The sequence below is a fragment of the Pseudomonas vancouverensis genome (assembly GCF_004348895.1).
In the GTDB taxonomy this organism is placed as follows: Bacteria; Pseudomonadota; Gammaproteobacteria; order Pseudomonadales; family Pseudomonadaceae; genus Aquipseudomonas; species Aquipseudomonas vancouverensis.
Map to the genome: position 1 here is coordinate 71,837 of NZ_RRZK01000032.1, position 14,937 is coordinate 86,773.

At 60.2% G+C, this 14,937-nt stretch carries 13 protein-coding genes; 7 read left to right on the forward strand and 6 right to left on the reverse strand.

Features of this window, described 5'->3' with window-relative positions; translation table 11 throughout:
- Positions 1 to 43: 43 nt before the first annotated feature.
- The 3 genes from leuA to xseA form a co-directional block, all read right to left on the reverse strand.
- Positions 44 to 1,723, reverse strand: a complete 1,680-nt coding sequence (leuA, locus tag EIY72_RS24560; RefSeq protein WP_093214310.1) for a 2-isopropylmalate synthase — start codon at positions 1,721 to 1,723, stop codon at positions 44 to 46.
- A gap of 409 nt (positions 1,724 to 2,132) precedes the next feature.
- Positions 2,133 to 2,954, reverse strand: a complete 822-nt coding sequence (locus tag EIY72_RS24565; protein WP_093214315.1) for a M23 family metallopeptidase — start codon at positions 2,952 to 2,954, stop codon at positions 2,133 to 2,135.
- 3 nt (positions 2,955 to 2,957) lie between these two features.
- Entirely contained in the window at positions 2,958 to 4,337 is a 1,380-nt protein-coding gene (xseA, locus tag EIY72_RS24570) for an exodeoxyribonuclease VII large subunit (RefSeq protein WP_093214320.1), read from the reverse strand.
- A 145-nt stretch (positions 4,338 to 4,482) separates the two neighbouring features.
- On the opposite strand from xseA, the gene EIY72_RS24575 reads away from it, so the two are divergent.
- Positions 4,483 to 5,250: a sulfite exporter TauE/SafE family protein gene (locus EIY72_RS24575; RefSeq protein ID WP_093214325.1), complete on the forward strand. Its 768-nt coding sequence runs from the start codon at positions 4,483 to 4,485 to the stop codon at positions 5,248 to 5,250.
- Positions 5,251 to 5,313: 63 nt separating this feature from the next.
- Here EIY72_RS24575 and EIY72_RS24580 read toward each other — a convergent pair whose 3' ends face one another.
- Genes EIY72_RS24580 through EIY72_RS24590 form a run of 3 tightly spaced genes read right to left on the reverse strand, consistent with a single transcriptional unit; the run spans position 5,314 to position 7,705 of the window.
- Positions 5,314 to 5,718, reverse strand: coding sequence for a DNA polymerase III subunit chi (locus EIY72_RS24580; RefSeq protein ID WP_093214329.1), 405 nt, complete (start codon positions 5,716 to 5,718; stop codon positions 5,314 to 5,316).
- Between the two features lie 8 nt (positions 5,719 to 5,726).
- A complete protein-coding gene (locus tag EIY72_RS24585) occupies positions 5,727 to 6,155 on the reverse strand; it encodes a DNA polymerase III subunit chi (RefSeq protein WP_093214332.1) in 429 nt (142 codons plus the stop codon).
- 59 nt (positions 6,156 to 6,214) lie between these two features.
- Positions 6,215 to 7,705: a leucyl aminopeptidase gene (locus EIY72_RS24590; RefSeq protein ID WP_093214338.1), complete on the reverse strand. Its 1,491-nt coding sequence runs from the start codon at positions 7,703 to 7,705 to the stop codon at positions 6,215 to 6,217.
- A gap of 307 nt (positions 7,706 to 8,012) precedes the next feature.
- Here EIY72_RS24590 and lptF point away from each other — a divergent pair, with 307 nt between their 5' ends.
- The 6 genes from lptF to era all read left to right on the forward strand — a co-directional run bounded on the left by lptF (position 8,013) and on the right by era (position 14,786).
- Positions 8,013 to 9,131, forward strand: coding sequence for an LPS export ABC transporter permease LptF (lptF, locus tag EIY72_RS24595; protein ID WP_093214342.1), 1,119 nt, complete (start codon positions 8,013 to 8,015; stop codon positions 9,129 to 9,131).
- On the forward strand, positions 9,124 to 10,185 hold the full coding sequence (gene lptG, locus EIY72_RS24600; RefSeq protein ID WP_093214348.1) for an LPS export ABC transporter permease LptG: 1,062 nt from the start codon (positions 9,124 to 9,126) through the stop codon (positions 10,183 to 10,185). Before lptF ends, lptG begins: the two co-directional genes overlap by 8 nt.
- Positions 10,186 to 10,357: 172 nt before the next feature.
- Positions 10,358 to 12,157, forward strand: coding sequence for a translation elongation factor 4 (lepA, locus tag EIY72_RS24605; RefSeq protein WP_093214352.1), 1,800 nt, complete (start codon positions 10,358 to 10,360; stop codon positions 12,155 to 12,157).
- A gap of 5 nt (positions 12,158 to 12,162) precedes the next feature.
- The gene (gene lepB, locus EIY72_RS24610) at positions 12,163 to 13,017 is read left to right on the forward strand and encodes a signal peptidase I (RefSeq protein WP_093214357.1); all 855 of its coding nucleotides are present in this window, start codon (positions 12,163 to 12,165) and stop codon (positions 13,015 to 13,017) included.
- Positions 13,018 to 13,201: 184 nt separating this feature from the next.
- Positions 13,202 to 13,891 carry a ribonuclease III gene (gene rnc, locus EIY72_RS24615; protein WP_093214361.1) on the forward strand — a complete coding sequence of 230 codons (690 nt, stop codon included), beginning with the start codon at positions 13,202 to 13,204 and terminating at the stop codon, positions 13,889 to 13,891.
- Positions 13,884 to 14,786, forward strand: coding sequence for a GTPase Era (gene era, locus EIY72_RS24620; RefSeq protein WP_093214366.1), 903 nt, complete (start codon positions 13,884 to 13,886; stop codon positions 14,784 to 14,786). The genes rnc and era overlap by 8 nt, the downstream gene beginning before the upstream one ends.
- Positions 14,787 to 14,937: the final 151 nt, after the last annotated feature.

Sequence of the window (14,937 nt, forward strand, 5' to 3'; positions counted from 1 at the left end):
CCCAAGGTTCACACCAAGGGGCCTTTTGCATTTCAGCAGAGACTTACGCCGCTTTTGCCTCAGGCTGGCTCAGCGAGCGGTTCAGCGCGCTGAACAGGGCCTTGAAGCTGGCGGTGGTGATGTTTTCATCAATGCCCACGCCGTGCACGGCACGCTCACCGTTCACCCGCAGTTCAATGTAGGCCGCAGCCTTGGCATTGGTGCCTGCGCCGATGGCGTGTTCGTTGTAGTCCATGATCTCCACCGGTACCGGCAGACCGGCCACCAGGGCTTCCAGGGCGCCGTTGCCCTTGCCGCGCCAGTGCAGGTTGGTTTCGCCCTGACCTTTGCTGGCGACTTCGACTTCGACGGCGCTGTTGCCGTTTTCTTCCTGCAGGCGATGGCTGACCAGCGCGTACGGGGTGTTGGCCTGCAAGTACTCGCTGTGCAGCAACGCGTGGATTTGCTGGGCGGTCATTTCCAGGCCCAGGCGATCGGTTTCGCGCTGTACGACCTGGCTGAACTCGATCTGCATGCGACGTGGCAGGCTGATGCCGTATTCCTGCTCGAGCAGGTAAGCGATACCGCCTTTGCCCGACTGGCTGTTGACGCGAATCACCGCCTCGTAGCTGCGGCCGATGTCGGCCGGGTCGATCGGCAGGTAAGGCACTTCCCACAAGGCATCGGATTTCTGCTGGGCGAAACCTTTGCGGATGGCATCCTGGTGCGAACCGGAGAATGCGGTATGCACCAGGTCGCCGACGTACGGGTGACGTGGGTGCACTTGGATCTGGTTGCACTCTTCGACGACCTTGCGCACGCCGTCGATGTCGGAGAAGTCCAGCTCAGGGTCGAGGCCCTGGGTGTACATGTTCAGGGCCACGGTCACCAGGTCGACGTTACCGGTACGCTCACCGTTGCCGAACAGGCAGCCTTCGACTCGGTCGGCACCGGCCATCAGGCCCAACTCGGTGGCGGCGACGCCGGTGCCACGGTCGTTGTGGGTGTGCAGGCTGATGATCACGCTGTCACGACGGTTGATGTGACGACCGAACCATTCGATCTGGTCGGCATAGATGTTCGGGGTGGCGCATTCGACGGTGGCCGGCAAGTTGAGAATCATCTTGTGCTCCGGCGTCGGGTTCCAGACCTCGATCACCGCGTCGCAGACTTCCTTGGCGAATTCCAGTTCGGTGGCGCTGAAGGTTTCCGGCGAGTACTCGAAGGTCCACTGGGTTTCCGGCTGCTGGGCGGCGTATTTGACGAACAGCTTGGCCGCGCTGACTGCGATTTCCTTGATGCCGTCCTTGTCCTGGTTGAAGACAATGCGGCGGAAGGAAGGGGAGGTCGCGTTGTACAGGTGGACGATGGCTTTTTTCGCGCCGCGAAGGGACTCGAACGTACGCGCGATCAAATCTTCACGGCCTTGGGTCAACACCTGGATGGTGGTGTCGTCCGGAATGTGGCCGTCTTCGATCAGGGTGCGCACGAAGTCGAAGTCGGTTTGCGAGGCGGCCGGGAACGACGCTTCGATTTCCTTGACACCGACCTGCACCAGGGTTTTCCAGAAGCGCAGCTTTTTCGCCGAGTCCATCGGTTCGATCAGCGACTGGTTGCCATCACGCAGGTCGGAGCTGCACCAGATAGGCGCGGCGGTGATGGTTTTCGACGGCCAGGTACGGTCCGGGAGGTCGATGGTCGGGAACGCGCGGTATTTCGAAGACGGGTCTTTGAGCATGCTCATCGGGAAATCCTTATTGTGTTGGCCGAAAAGAGGCGGCCTGCCGGTGGATCAAATGTGCTTGGGGTAACGCTTGAGACGGGGCACCACGATTCAGCCCGGCAGTCGTGCACTGACGAGGCACAGGCTGCGGTGCTGGCGGAGCTGAATGAGGGTGTGAGAGGTTTTCATGCCTTCAACCCTAACCGCGGGGGGGAAGGATGGCAAGCGGTCGAAAAAAATTGAGAGGAATACTCGTGGGTGAGTATTTATCGAGATTTTATTGCTTCAAAGGGTTGCGAGGATTGTGTTTTTTGCGCGAGGTTCGAGCGGTGCGCAATTGTGGGTGATGAAGGTTATAGAGTCATTTGCGCTCACAGTGAGCTCATCGCTAGCCTGCTATCGATGAGCTCACTGCGATCAACCGGATGCCCTAAGGCTGAAACGCGCCAATGAAGATGGCCGGATCCACGCGCGCATCATTCAGGCTGACATTCCAGTGCATGTGCGGTCCGGTCGCACGGCCGGTCGCGCCGACCTTGCCCACCACAGCGCCACGAGCCAGCGGCTGGCCTACCTTCACATCGATTTTCGACATATGGCAGAACATGCTGATGAAGCCCTGGCCATGGTCGACAAACACAGTGTTGCCGTTGAAGAAGTAATTGCCGATCAATATCACCTTGCCTGCAGCTGGAGTCTTGATCGGTGTGCCGGCCGGCACGGCGAAGTCGAGACCGGAATGCGGGTTGCGTTCTTCGCCATTGAAGAAGCGACGCACGCCGAACTTGCTCGATAGCGGGCCGTTGACCGGTTTGTCCAGCAGCAGGTTGCTTGGCGTGTTCGGGCTGAAGGTACGGTAGGCGGCAATCTGTTCAGCCAGTTCCCGCTCGATACGCTTGAGGTTCTGTTGATCCGGATTGACCTGCTGGGTGTTCTTCAGCGTGATGCGCTGCTCCGGGTATTTCTTGTTGCCGACGGTAAAGCTCAGGTTGCGGCCAGCGCTGCTGATGGACTGGGTGCCCGGCTTGACCGTCAGGGGAACGCCGACAATCGCCAGCCAGTTGTCCTGCTCCTTGACCACCAGCACCGGTTTGCCTTGGTAGCTGGCTTTCGGTGCCTGGGTGGCGCTGCCCAGATTCACTACGGCTACGCCGCCCGGCACTGGTTTGTTCAGCGCGCGGGTGATGTAGCTGTCGGCGTGGGCGTTGAAGGTCAGGCACAGCAACAGCAGCGGAGCTAGAAAACGCGGCATTGATCAATCCAGTAGAGATAGGGTGACAGGCGTCAGGTGGTTGTCTTCGACCCGCACTTGCAGTTCGCCTTCGCCCAGCCTGGCCTTGAGGCGTTGCCCCGTGTGGGTCTGTTCGGCACTGCGGATCGCATTGCCGCGTTCATCCAGCAGGATGCTGTAGCCACGGCCGAGCGTTGCCAGCGGGCTGACCACGTGCAGGGTTTGCATTTGGCTGTGCAATTGCAGTCGACGGTTTTTCAGGCCTTCGCGGATGGCGCGGGGCAAGCGTTCGGCGAGACTGTCCAGACGTTGGCGAAGCAGTGCCAGTTGCCGTCCCGGATGTTGACCGGCCAGGCGCGTTTCCAGGCGGATCAGGCGTTCGCGGCGGGTATTGAGACTGCGCTCGAACGCCCGGCGCATGCGCATGTCCAGGTCATCGAGGCGTTGTGCTTGCTGGCGCAGGCGCTCGCCGGGATGACGCAGGCGCCGGGAAATGCCTTCCAGGCGCAGACGGTCGCGCATCAAGCGGTCACGCATGCGCATCACCAGGCGCCGATGCAGGCTTTCGACGCGACGCACCAGATCGCCTACGTCCGGCGCGAGCAGTTCGGCGGCGGCGGAGGGGGTCGGGGCGCGCACGTCGGCCACGAAGTCGCTGATCGACACATCGGTTTCGTGGCCGACGGCGCTGACAATCGGCGTCACGCAGGCATCGACGGCGCGGGCCACGGCTTCTTCGTTGAAGCACCAGAGGTCTTCGAGGGAGCCGCCGCCACGGGCCAGGATCAGCGCGTCGAAACCGCGGGCATCCGCCAGTTTCAGGGCGCGGACGATTTGCGCAGTCGCTTCACGGCCCTGCACGGCAGTGGGGATCAGGGTCAGTTGAATCTGCGGTGCACGGCGGCGGAATACGCTGATGATGTCGCGGATCACCGCCCCGGTGGGCGAGCTGATGATGCCGATACGCTGCGGATGCGCGGGCAACGGTACTTTGCGCTCGGCACTGAACAGGCCTTCGGCACTGAGTTTTTCCTTCAGTGCATCGAATGCCAGGCGCAACGCGCCATCGCCGGCCGGCTCCACGGTATCGAGGATTAGTTGATAGTCACCGCGACCTTCGAACAGCGAGACCTTGCCGCGAACCTTGACCGCCAGACCATCCTTCAGCGCCTGGCGAACCCGCGCGGCGTTCTGCCGGAACAATGCGCAACGAACCTGGGCGCCACTGTCCTTGAGGGTGAAATACACATGGCCGGACGCCGGGCGGGCGAGGTTGGAGATTTCGCCTTCGACCCAGATGTTGCTGAACACGTCTTCGAGCAACACCCGCGCGCGGCCGTTGAGCTGGCTGACGGTCAGGACTTCGCGGTCGAGGCCGAGTCTTGCAAAGGGATCTTTAATCATGGGGCGCAGTTTAAAGGTAATTCCATTGTGGGAGCGAGCCTGCTCGCGAATAGGGTTTAACATTCATTTCCCGCATTGACTGATGCTCGGCATTCGCGAGCAGGCTCGCTCCCGTGGGGGAGGGTGCATTCATGGAAGGAAAGCAATGAGCGTGTTTGAGTTGTTGAACCAATGGACCTTCGGCCCGCTGGACTGGCTAGTGATCGGTGCAGGCATTGCCCTGGCCTACATCGTGTTCGGCGTCGCCGGTTTCGGCACCGCCCTGGTGGCAGGGCCGATTCTGATCCTGTTCATGCCACTGTCGAAGATCGTGCCGTTGCTGGTGCTGCTGGATTTTGTCGCGGCGTTTGGCAACCTTTTGCCGTCGCGGCGCGATGTGGCGAGGCCCGAACTGCTGCGGTTGTTGCCGTGCATGGCCGTGGGGTGCACGCTCGGGGTGGTTTTCCTGTTGAACCTCAAGTCCGATCTGTTGCTGCTGTTGATGGGGTTGTTTATCAGCGTCTATGCGATTTACAGCCTGTGGGTCAAAGCGCGCCCGCAGCAGATGTCTGCTGTATGGGCGTTGCCGATGGGCACGGTGGGCGGAATGTTCGGCGCGCTTTTTGGCAGTGGCGGCTTTTTGTACGCGATTTATCTGAACAGCCGATTGCCCAAGGACTCAGCCCGAGCAACCCAAAGCGCCTTGATCAGTTGCAGCACGGTGGTTCGCTTGAGCCTGTTCGTGATCGCCGGGGTGTACGCCGAGTTGCCTTTGCTGGCATTGGCCGTGTGCTTGTTGCCGGCAATGGCACTGGGGCTCTGGTGCGGTCGACGACTGGCCATGAGGTTGTCCCGCGAGGCCTTCGTGCGGTTGGTGACGTGGCTGGTGCTGGCGAGTGGGATTGCCTTGATCGGGCGTTACTTGAGCACTTGATCGGCATTGAACGCTCTTCTGTAGGAGCAAGCTCGCTCCTACAGAAGAGCGTTCAATGCCGATTCAATCGTTGTACTGGCTTAACAACCGCTCAAGCCGCGCGCTGAGGCGGCGTTTGATTTCGGTTTCGATGTGCGGGGCGAAATCATCGATCACGTCCTGCATGATCAATTGCGCTGCGGCGCGCAGTTCGCTGTCCAGATGCAGCAGGTCATCCGGGTTTTTGCTGGCCGCGGGTGCCGGTGCTGCTGGCGGAGCAGGTTCGACGACCGGGGCGGGCGCTGGCGTCGGTTCGGCAGGGCGCTCGCTCACAGCGTCAAACAGCATGGGAATCTGTTCCTGATCGCCTTCCTCGACCGTATCGGTCAGCAGGGGCGGTTGCAGGTTGTCGTCGCCGAGCAACTGGCGGATCGACTCGAGGTCGTCAAGCAGGTGCGCAGACTGTTGCAGCGGTTTTGGAGTGTCCATTGGCAGGCTCAGAGTCGCTGTAAACGGTGATCTTGCAGAGGATAGCCCTGTTCGCGGTAGAAACGGAAACTCTCCCGCGCGGCCTGGCGAATCGTCGGGTCTTCGACAACCACTTCCGCGACACGGGCGAAACGCTGGGCGAAGGCGGGAACTTTCAGGTCGAGGTTGACCAGCAAGTCCTGGTGCTGACCGCAGTCATCGCCAACGCCGAGCACGATCAGGCCATCCGGTTCGCTTTCGGCAGGGCCGTGGGGCACGAAGCTTTCGCCCTTGAAGGCCCACAAACGTGCATCGAGATCGTCGCGCTGGGTCGTATCGCTGCAATGCAGGTAGATGCGGTGGCCCATACGCCAGGCTTTCTCGGTGAGCTTGCAGGCGAAGTCCAGCCGTGCCGAAGGATCGGCGCTGGGCAGGATATAGAAGTCGACTTTGGTCATTGCGGTTCCTGAGTCCGGACGGCGTTACCCGCAGGCAACACCGTCCGGATTCATCGGTTTCAGGCTTTGGCGCGATCCAGCAGGTATTGGGTCAGCAATGGCACCGGACGGCCAGTGGCGCCCTTGTCCTTGCCGCCGCTGGTCCAGGCGGTACCGGCGATGTCCAGGTGTGCCCAGTTCAGGTTCTTGGTGAAGCGCGACAGGAAGCAGGCGGCAGTGATGGTGCCGGCTTTCGGGCCACCAATGTTGGCGATGTCGGCAAACGGACTGTCCAGCTGCTCCTGGTACTCATCGAACAGCGGCAATTGCCAGGCACGGTCGTCGGCCGCCTTGCCGGCACTGAGCAGTTGGCCGATCAGTTCATCGTTGTTGCCCAGCAGGCCCGACGTATGGGCGCCCAGTGCAACCACGCAGGCACCGGTCAGGGTAGCGATGTCGATCACCGCTTGCGGTTTGAAGCGCTCGGAGTAGGTCAGGGCATCGCACAGCACCAGTCGGCCTTCGGCGTCGGTGTTGAGGATTTCCACGGTCTGGCCACTCATGGTGGTGACGATGTCGCCCGGACGGGTTGCATTGCCGCTCGGCATGTTCTCGGCACAGGCCAGGATGCACACCAGGTTGATCGGCAGTTTCAGCTCCAGCACGGCACGCAGGGTACCGAATACGCTGGCGGCGCCGCCCATGTCGAACTTCATCTCGTCCATGCCCAGGCCAGGCTTGAGGCTGATACCGCCAGTGTCGAAGGTAATGCCCTTGCCGACCAGCGCGTACGGCTTCTCGGATTTCTTGCCGCCGTTGTATTGCATGACGATCAGGCGTGGAGGCTGGGCACTGCCCTGGCCAACGGCGTTGAAGGAGCCCATGCCCAGGTCCTTGATCTTCTTCTCGTCGAGCACTTCGACTTTCAGATCCTTGAACTCTTTACCGAGGTTCTTCGCCTGTTCGCCAAGGAAGGTCGGGTGGCAGATGTTCGGTGGCAGGTTGCCCAGGGTGCGGGTGAACGCCATGCCATTGGCAATCGCGGTGCCGTGGTTCACGGCGCGCTGCACTTCTGCCTGCGCGGCTTTGATGGTCAGCAGGGTGATTTTCTTCAGGGCGCGGGGTTCGGCTTTCTGGCTCTTGTACTGATCGAAGGTGTACTCGCCATCGACCAGGGTTTCAGCCAGCAGGCGGGTCTTGCCATAGCTGTCACGGCCTTTGACGACCACTTCATCCAGGGCCAGTACGGCATCGCTGCCACCCAGGCCTTTCAGGGTATTGAGGATGCCGGCGATGATCTTGCGGAACGGACGGTCGCCCAGTTCGTCATCCTTGCCCACGCCGACCAGCAGTACGCGCTCGGCCTTGAGGTTCGGCAGGCTGTGCAGCAACAGGCTTTGGCCAACTTTTCCGGCCAGGTCACCGCGCTTGAGCACTGCGCTGATCGCGCCACCACTGAGCTCGTCCATCTGCTTGGCTGCAGCACTGAGCTTGCGGCCTTCACCGACGGCGACTACCAGCGTGGCGGTCTTCAACGTTTCCGGGTTAACGCTCTTTACAACCAGTTCCATGTCCGGGTCCCTGAATTGATGGCTAACGTGCAAGCGCCGGACATCGTGTGTGCGCCGCTTGCCTGAAAATAGAAACGCGCCAGGATCGTCTGGCGACAAAGGCCGCAGTTTGAACCTCGCTACCGGCGGCTGACAACCCTCGGTTGTACGATCTTCAGTGCTTTGACAGCCTGCTTGAGCATGCGCAGTGACAGGCGCACCCAATCACAGGATAATGCGCCATCTTTTTCGGCAGCTCTGCCTCACGGGCTGTCTGATACGTTTGCTTGTTTGGCCGCCTTAGCCTGACAACCCTGGAGTGTCTGGTTTGATCGTCTTCCGTTATCTGTCCCGCGAAGTCATGTTGACCTTGAGCGCCGTCAGCGCCGTGCTGTTGGTCATCATCATGAGTGGTCGCTTCATCAAATACCTCGCCCAGGCGGCTTCGGGCCTGCTGGACCCGGGTTCGCTGTTCCTGATCATGGGCTTCCGCCTGCCGGGTTTCCTGCAGTTGATCCTGCCTCTGGGGCTGTTTCTCGGGATCCTGCTGTCCTACGGCCGCCTGTACCTCGAAAGCGAGATGACGGTGCTGTCGGCCACCGGCATGAGTCAGCAGCGCCTGTTCTTCATCACGCTGTTTCCGGCCACGCTGGTTGCCGTGGTCGTGGCCTGGCTGAGCCTGAGCCTGGCGCCGCAGGGAGCCAACCAGTTCCAGTTGCTGCTGAACAAGCAGGACGCCCTGACCGAGTTCGACACCCTGGAGCCGGGGCGCTTCCAGGCCCTGCGCGACGGCACTCGCGTGACTTACACCGAGCGCATGACCGATGACCGGATTCATCTGGGCGGCGTGTTCATCTCGCAGAAAAACGTCAGTTCGGACAACAAGGATCGCGGCATTTCCGTTCTGGTGGCCGAAAAGGGCCGTCAGGAGATTCGCCCGGATGGCAACCGTTACCTGATTCTCGACAACGGCTACCGCTATGACGGCAACCCCGGGCAGGCTGACTATCGTGTGATCAAGTATGACGAGTACGGTGTCTTGCTGGCCAAACCGGATGTCAGCGACGAAGTGACCGATCGCGACGCCATGCCGACCCGCTCCTTGATCGGCAGCGACGACATTCGTCTGCGCGCCGAATTGCAGTGGCGCATTTCCCTGCCATTGCTGGTGTTTATCGTGACCTTGATGGCGGTCCCGCTGTCACGGGTCAACCCGCGTCAGGGGCGATTCCTCAAGTTGTTGCCGGCGATTCTTCTTTATATGGCTTACCTGACCGTTCTGATTGCCGCTCGCGGTGCCCTCGACAAAGGCAAGATCCCGGCGGCATTGGGGTTGTGGTGGGTCCACGGGATTTTCCTGGCCATTGGCCTGGGCATGCTTTATTGGGAGCCTTTGCGCTTGAAGATGGCGAGTCGCCGCAGTGCGCTGGAGGTGGCCCGTGGTTAAGCTCGATCGCTACATTGGTAGCAGTGTGTTCATGGCGATCCTGGCGGTGCTCGGGATCATTCTCGGCCTGGCCACGCTGTTTGCCTTCATCGATGAGATGAGTGAAGTCAGCGACACTTACACCCTGGTCGACGTGTTGAGTTACGTGCTGCTGACGGCACCGCGTCGTCTCTACGACATGCTGCCGATGGCCGCACTGATCGGTTGCCTGATCGGCCTGGGCAGTCTGGCCAGCAACAGCGAACTGACCATCATGCGTGCGGCTGGCGTATCGATCGGGCGGATCGTCTGGGCGGTGATGAAGCCGATGCTGGTGCTGATGCTCGCCGGTGTGCTGATCGGTGAGTACGTTGCGCCGCCAGCTGAAACGGCTGCGCAGGCCAATCGCTCGCTGGCCCAGGGCAGTGGCGATGCACAAAGCGCCAAGCACGGCCTGTGGCATCGCCAGGGTGACGAATTCATTCACGTCAACTCGGTGCAACCCAACGGTATTCTGTACGGGGTGACTCGTTACCGTTTTGACAATGAGCGTCACATGCTGTCGGCGAGCTTCGCCAAACGTGCAGACTTCGACAAGGATCACTGGACCCTGACAGACGTCACCACCACGCTGTTCCACGAAAAAAGCACCGAAATCGTCACGACGCCGGTCGAGCAGTGGGGCGTGGCGCTGAGCCCGCAATTGCTCAGCACCGTGGTCATGGTCCCGGAGTCGCTGTCGATCAGCGGTCTGTGGAGCTACATTCACTACCTGGCCAACCAAGGGCTGAGCAATGGTCGCTACTGGCTGGCATTTTGGGTCAAGGTGTTGCAGCCGTTGGTGACTGCTGCGCTGGTGCTGATGGCCATCTCGTTCATCTTCGGCCCGTTGCGTTCGGTGACGCTCGGCCAACGTGTGTTTACCGGCGTGCTGGTGGGTTTCACCTTCCGTATCGTCCAGGATTTGCTCGGTCCGTCGAGCCTGGTATTTGGCTTCTCGCCGCTGTTCGCGGTGCTGGTGCCGGCCAGTGTCTGTGCCCTGGCGGGCGTCTGGCTGCTGCGCAGGGCTGGTTGATGACGGGGCGTTTTGCCCCGCGCAAGTAACAGGAAAACGCCCCGGTCGCCAGACCGGGGCGTTTTTGTACATGCCGTCTGACCTGCAAACGTGACGCTGGCGCCGTGGATCAGGTACAATTCCCGGCTATTTTTCGGCGGGCTATGCCTGCAGCCTTTTTGAGTGTTGATCCGTGAGTGATTTGAGTCATATCCGCAATTTCTCCATCATCGCCCACATTGACCATGGCAAGTCGACGCTGGCCGATCGCTTCATCCAGATGTGCGGCGGCCTGGCCGAGCGTGAAATGGAAGCCCAGGTCCTGGACTCCATGGACCTTGAGCGTGAGCGCGGTATCACCATCAAGGCGCATAGCGTCACCTTGTATTACAAGGCTCGCGACGGTATCAACTATCAGTTGAACTTCATTGATACCCCCGGCCACGTTGACTTCACCTATGAGGTGAGCCGTTCGCTGGCCGCCTGTGAAGGCGCGCTGCTGGTGGTTGACGCCGGTCAGGGCGTTGAAGCCCAGTCGGTTGCCAACTGCTACACCGCGATCGAGCAGGGCCTGGAAGTGATGCCGGTGCTGAACAAGATCGACCTGCCACAGGCCGATCCGGACCGCGTCAAGGAAGAAATCGAGAAAATCATCGGTATCGATGCCACCGACGCGGTCACTTGCTCCGCCAAGACCGGTCTGGGCGTCGACGAAGTGCTGGAGCGCCTGGTTACCACCATTCCTGCGCCGACCGGCAATATCGAAGATCCGCTGCAAGCGTTGATCATCGACTCCTGGTTCGACAACTACCTGGGCGTTGTGTCCCTGGTTCGCGTGCGCCACGGCCGCGTGAAGAAGGGCGACAAGATCCTGGTGAAATCCACCGGCAAGGTCCACCTGGTGGACAGCGTCGGTGTATTCAACCCGAAACACACCCCGACTGCCGACCTCAAGGCCGGTGAAGTGGGCTTCATCATCGCCAGCATCAAGGACATTCACGGTGCGCCAGTGGGCGATACCCTGACCTTGAGCACCACGCCGGACGTCGACGTGCTGCCGGGGTTCAAGCGTATCCAGCCGCAGGTGTACGCCGGCCTGTTCCCGGTCAGCTCCGACGACTTCGAAGACTTCCGTGAAGCCCTGCAAAAGCTGACCCTGAACGATTCGTCGCTGCAATACACGCCGGAAAGCTCCGACGCACTGGGCTTCGGCTTCCGTTGCGGCTTCCTCGGCATGCTGCACATGGAAATCATCCAGGAGCGCCTGGAGCGCGAATACAACCTGGACCTGATCACCACGGCACCGACGGTAATCTTCGAGCTGTTGCTCAAGACCGGTGAAACGATTTACGTCGACAACCCGTCGAAGCTGCCGGACCTGTCTTCCATCGAAGACATGCGTGAGCCGATCGTGCGCGCCAATATTCTTGTGCCGCAAGAGCACCTGGGTAACGTCATTACCCTGTGTATCGAAAAGCGTGGCGTACAGGTCGACATGCTGTTCCTCGGCTCCCAGGTACAAGTGACCTACGATCTGCCGATGAACGAAGTGGTTCTGGACTTCTTCGACCGCTTGAAATCCACCAGTCGCGGCTATGCTTCGCTGGATTACCATTTCGATCGTTACCAATCGGCTAGTCTGGTGAAACTGGACGTGCTGATCAACGGCGACAAGGTCGACGCCCTGGCGCTGATCGTGCACCGTGACAATTCGCACTACAAAGGTCGCCAGTTGACCGAGAAGATGAAAGATCTGATTCCGCGGCAGATGTTCGACGTGGCAATCCAGGCCGCCATTGGCGGGCAGATTGTGGCGCGTACAACCGTCAAGGCGCTCAGAAAGAACGTATTGGCCAAATGCTATGGCGGTGACGTCAGCCGTAAGAAAAAACTGCTTGAAAAGCAAAAGGCCGGTAAAAAACGCATGAAGCAAGTCGGCAACGTGGAAATTCCACAGGAAGCCTTCCTTGCAGTGCTCAGGTTGGATAGTTAGGTCCTATGTCACTAAATTTCCCGCTGTTGCTGGTCATCGCCGTATTCGTATGCGGCCTGTTGGCGTTGCTCGATCTGATTTTCCTGGCGCCGCGTCGTCGCGCCGCCATTGCCTCCTATCAGGGCAGCGTCAGCCAGCCGGATATGGTTGTGGTCGAGAAACTGAACAAAGAGCCACTGCTGGTTGAATACGGCAAGTCGTTCTTCCCGGTGTTGTTCATCGTTCTGGTGCTGCGCTCGTTTCTGGTTGAGCCGTTCCAGATTCCTTCGGGCTCGATGAAACCAACCCTGGACGTCGGCGACTTCATTCTGGTGAACAAGTTTTCTTACGGGATCCGCCTGCCGGTGATCGACAAGAAAATCATCGAGGTTGGTGACCCGCAGCGCGGCGATGTGATGGTGTTCCGCTACCCGAGCGACCCGAACGTCAACTACATCAAGCGTGTGGTGGGCCTGCCGGGTGACAAGGTTCGTTACACCGCTGACAAGCGTCTGTTCGTCAACGGCGAATCGATTGCCGAGCAGATGATCGGTTCCGAGCCGGGCACCCTGGGCAGCGCCGAGCTGTACAAGGAAAAGCTGGGCGCCGCCGAGCACTTGATCCGCAAGGAGATGAGTCGCTACCGCGCCATGCCGGACCACACCTGGACCGTGCCGGCCGGGCACTACTTCATGATGGGCGACAACCGCGACAACTCCAACGACAGTCGCTTCTGGGATGATCCGAACATTCCCAAGGACCTGCTGGGCATGGTTCCCGACAAGAATATCGTCGGCAAGGCCTTCGCGGTCTGGATGAGCTGGCCGGAACCCAAACTCAGCCACCTGCCGAACTTCTCGCGGGTTGGCCTGATCAAGTAATCAGACACGGCGCTGTTGAACACAGCGCCGAATGCATTTCTGGAACCGCCACAATCGGGCCCAGATGCATGAAAACAATGATATTCAGGACGTAATTTTTGAACACAGCGTTAATTGTCCCAGGCCTGCGCCGACTCTCGGCGATGGCGGTGGAATCCAACCACGAACTCAGCGTGGGTAAACCGTGAGCGTCTCCTTAAGCCGTCTAGAGCGTCAGCTCGGCTACACCTTCAAGGACCAGGAACTGATGGTCCTGGCCCTGACTCATCGCAGCTTTGCCGGGCGCAACAACGAGCGCCTGGAATTCCTCGGTGACGCCATCCTCAACTTCGTTGCCGGTGAGGCGCTGTTCGAGCGTTTCCCCCTGGCTCGCGAAGGCCAGTTGTCGCGTTTGCGCGCACGCCTGGTGAAAGGTGAGACCCTGGCCGTACTGGCCCGTGGTTTCGATCTCGGTGACTACCTGCGCCTGGGTTCCGGTGAGCTGAAAAGTGGCGGTTTCCGTCGCGAGTCGATCCTGGCCGACGCCCTGGAAGCCCTGATCGGTGCGATCTACCTCGATGCCGGCATGGAAACGGCCCGTGAACGTGTCCTGGCCTGGCTGGCCGGCGAGTTCGAAGGGCTGACCCTGGTCGACACCAACAAAGATCCGAAAACCCGCCTGCAGGAATTCCTGCAATCCCGTGGTTGCGAACTGCCGCGTTACGAAGTGGTGGATATCCAGGGTGAGCCGCATTGCCGGACGTTCTTCGTCGAATGCGAAATCATCTTACTGAATGAAAAAAGCCGAGGTCAGGGTGTGAGCCGTCGTATTGCCGAACAGGTAGCGGCCGCCGCAGCACTGATTGCCCTGGGTGTGGAGAATGGCAATGACTGATACAAACGCAACGCGCTGTGGCTATGTTGCCATCGTCGGCCGTCCCAACGTGGGCAAGTCCACGCTGCTGAACCACATCCTCGGGCAGAAGCTGGCGATCACCTCGCGCAAGCCGCAGACCACCCGCCACAACATGCTCGGCATCAAGACCGAAGGTGATGTGCAGGCCATCTACGTCGACACCCCCGGCATGCACAAGGGTGGCGAAAAGGCCCTGAACCGCTACATGAACAAGACTGCTTCGGCGGCGTTGAAAGACGTCGACGTGGTGATCTTCGTGGTTGATCGCACCAAGTGGACCGACGAAGACCAGATGGTCCTCGAGCGCGTGCAGTACGTGACCGGCCCGCTGATCGTGGCACTGAACAAGACTGATCGCATCGAGGACAAGGCCGAGCTGATGCCGCACCTGAGCTGGTTGCAGGAGCAGTTGCCGAACGCCCAGATCATCCCGATTTCCGCGCAGCACGGTCACAACCTCGATGCGCTGGAGCGGGTGATTGCCGAGCACCTGCCGGAAAACGATCACTTCTTCCCGGAAGACCAGATCACCGACCGCAGCAGCCGCTTCCTTGCCGCTGAACTGGTGCGCGAGAAGATCATGCGCCAGATGGGTGCCGAGCTGCCGTACCAGATCACCGTCGAAATCGAAGAGTTCAAGCAGCAGGGCAAGACCCTGCACATCCATGCCTTGATCCTCGTCGAGCGTGATGGCCAGAAGAAAATCATCATTGGCGACAAGGGCGAGCGCATCAAGCGCATCGGCACCGAGGCGCGCAAGGACATGGAGCTGCTGTTCGACTCCAAGATCATGCTTAACCTGTGGGTGAAGGTTAAGGGTGGCTGGTCCGATGACGAGCGTGCGCTGCGTTCGCTGGGTTATGGCGACCTGTAAGCCAACATAGATCCACCTTGGGAGCGAGCTTTTGTGGCGAGGGAGCTTGCTCCCGCTCGGCTGCGAAGCAGTCGTAAACCCTGTCATCGCGTTTTACCTGAAACACTGAAGAGAATGGTTTTGGGTCCGCTTCGCGGCCCAGCGGGAGCAA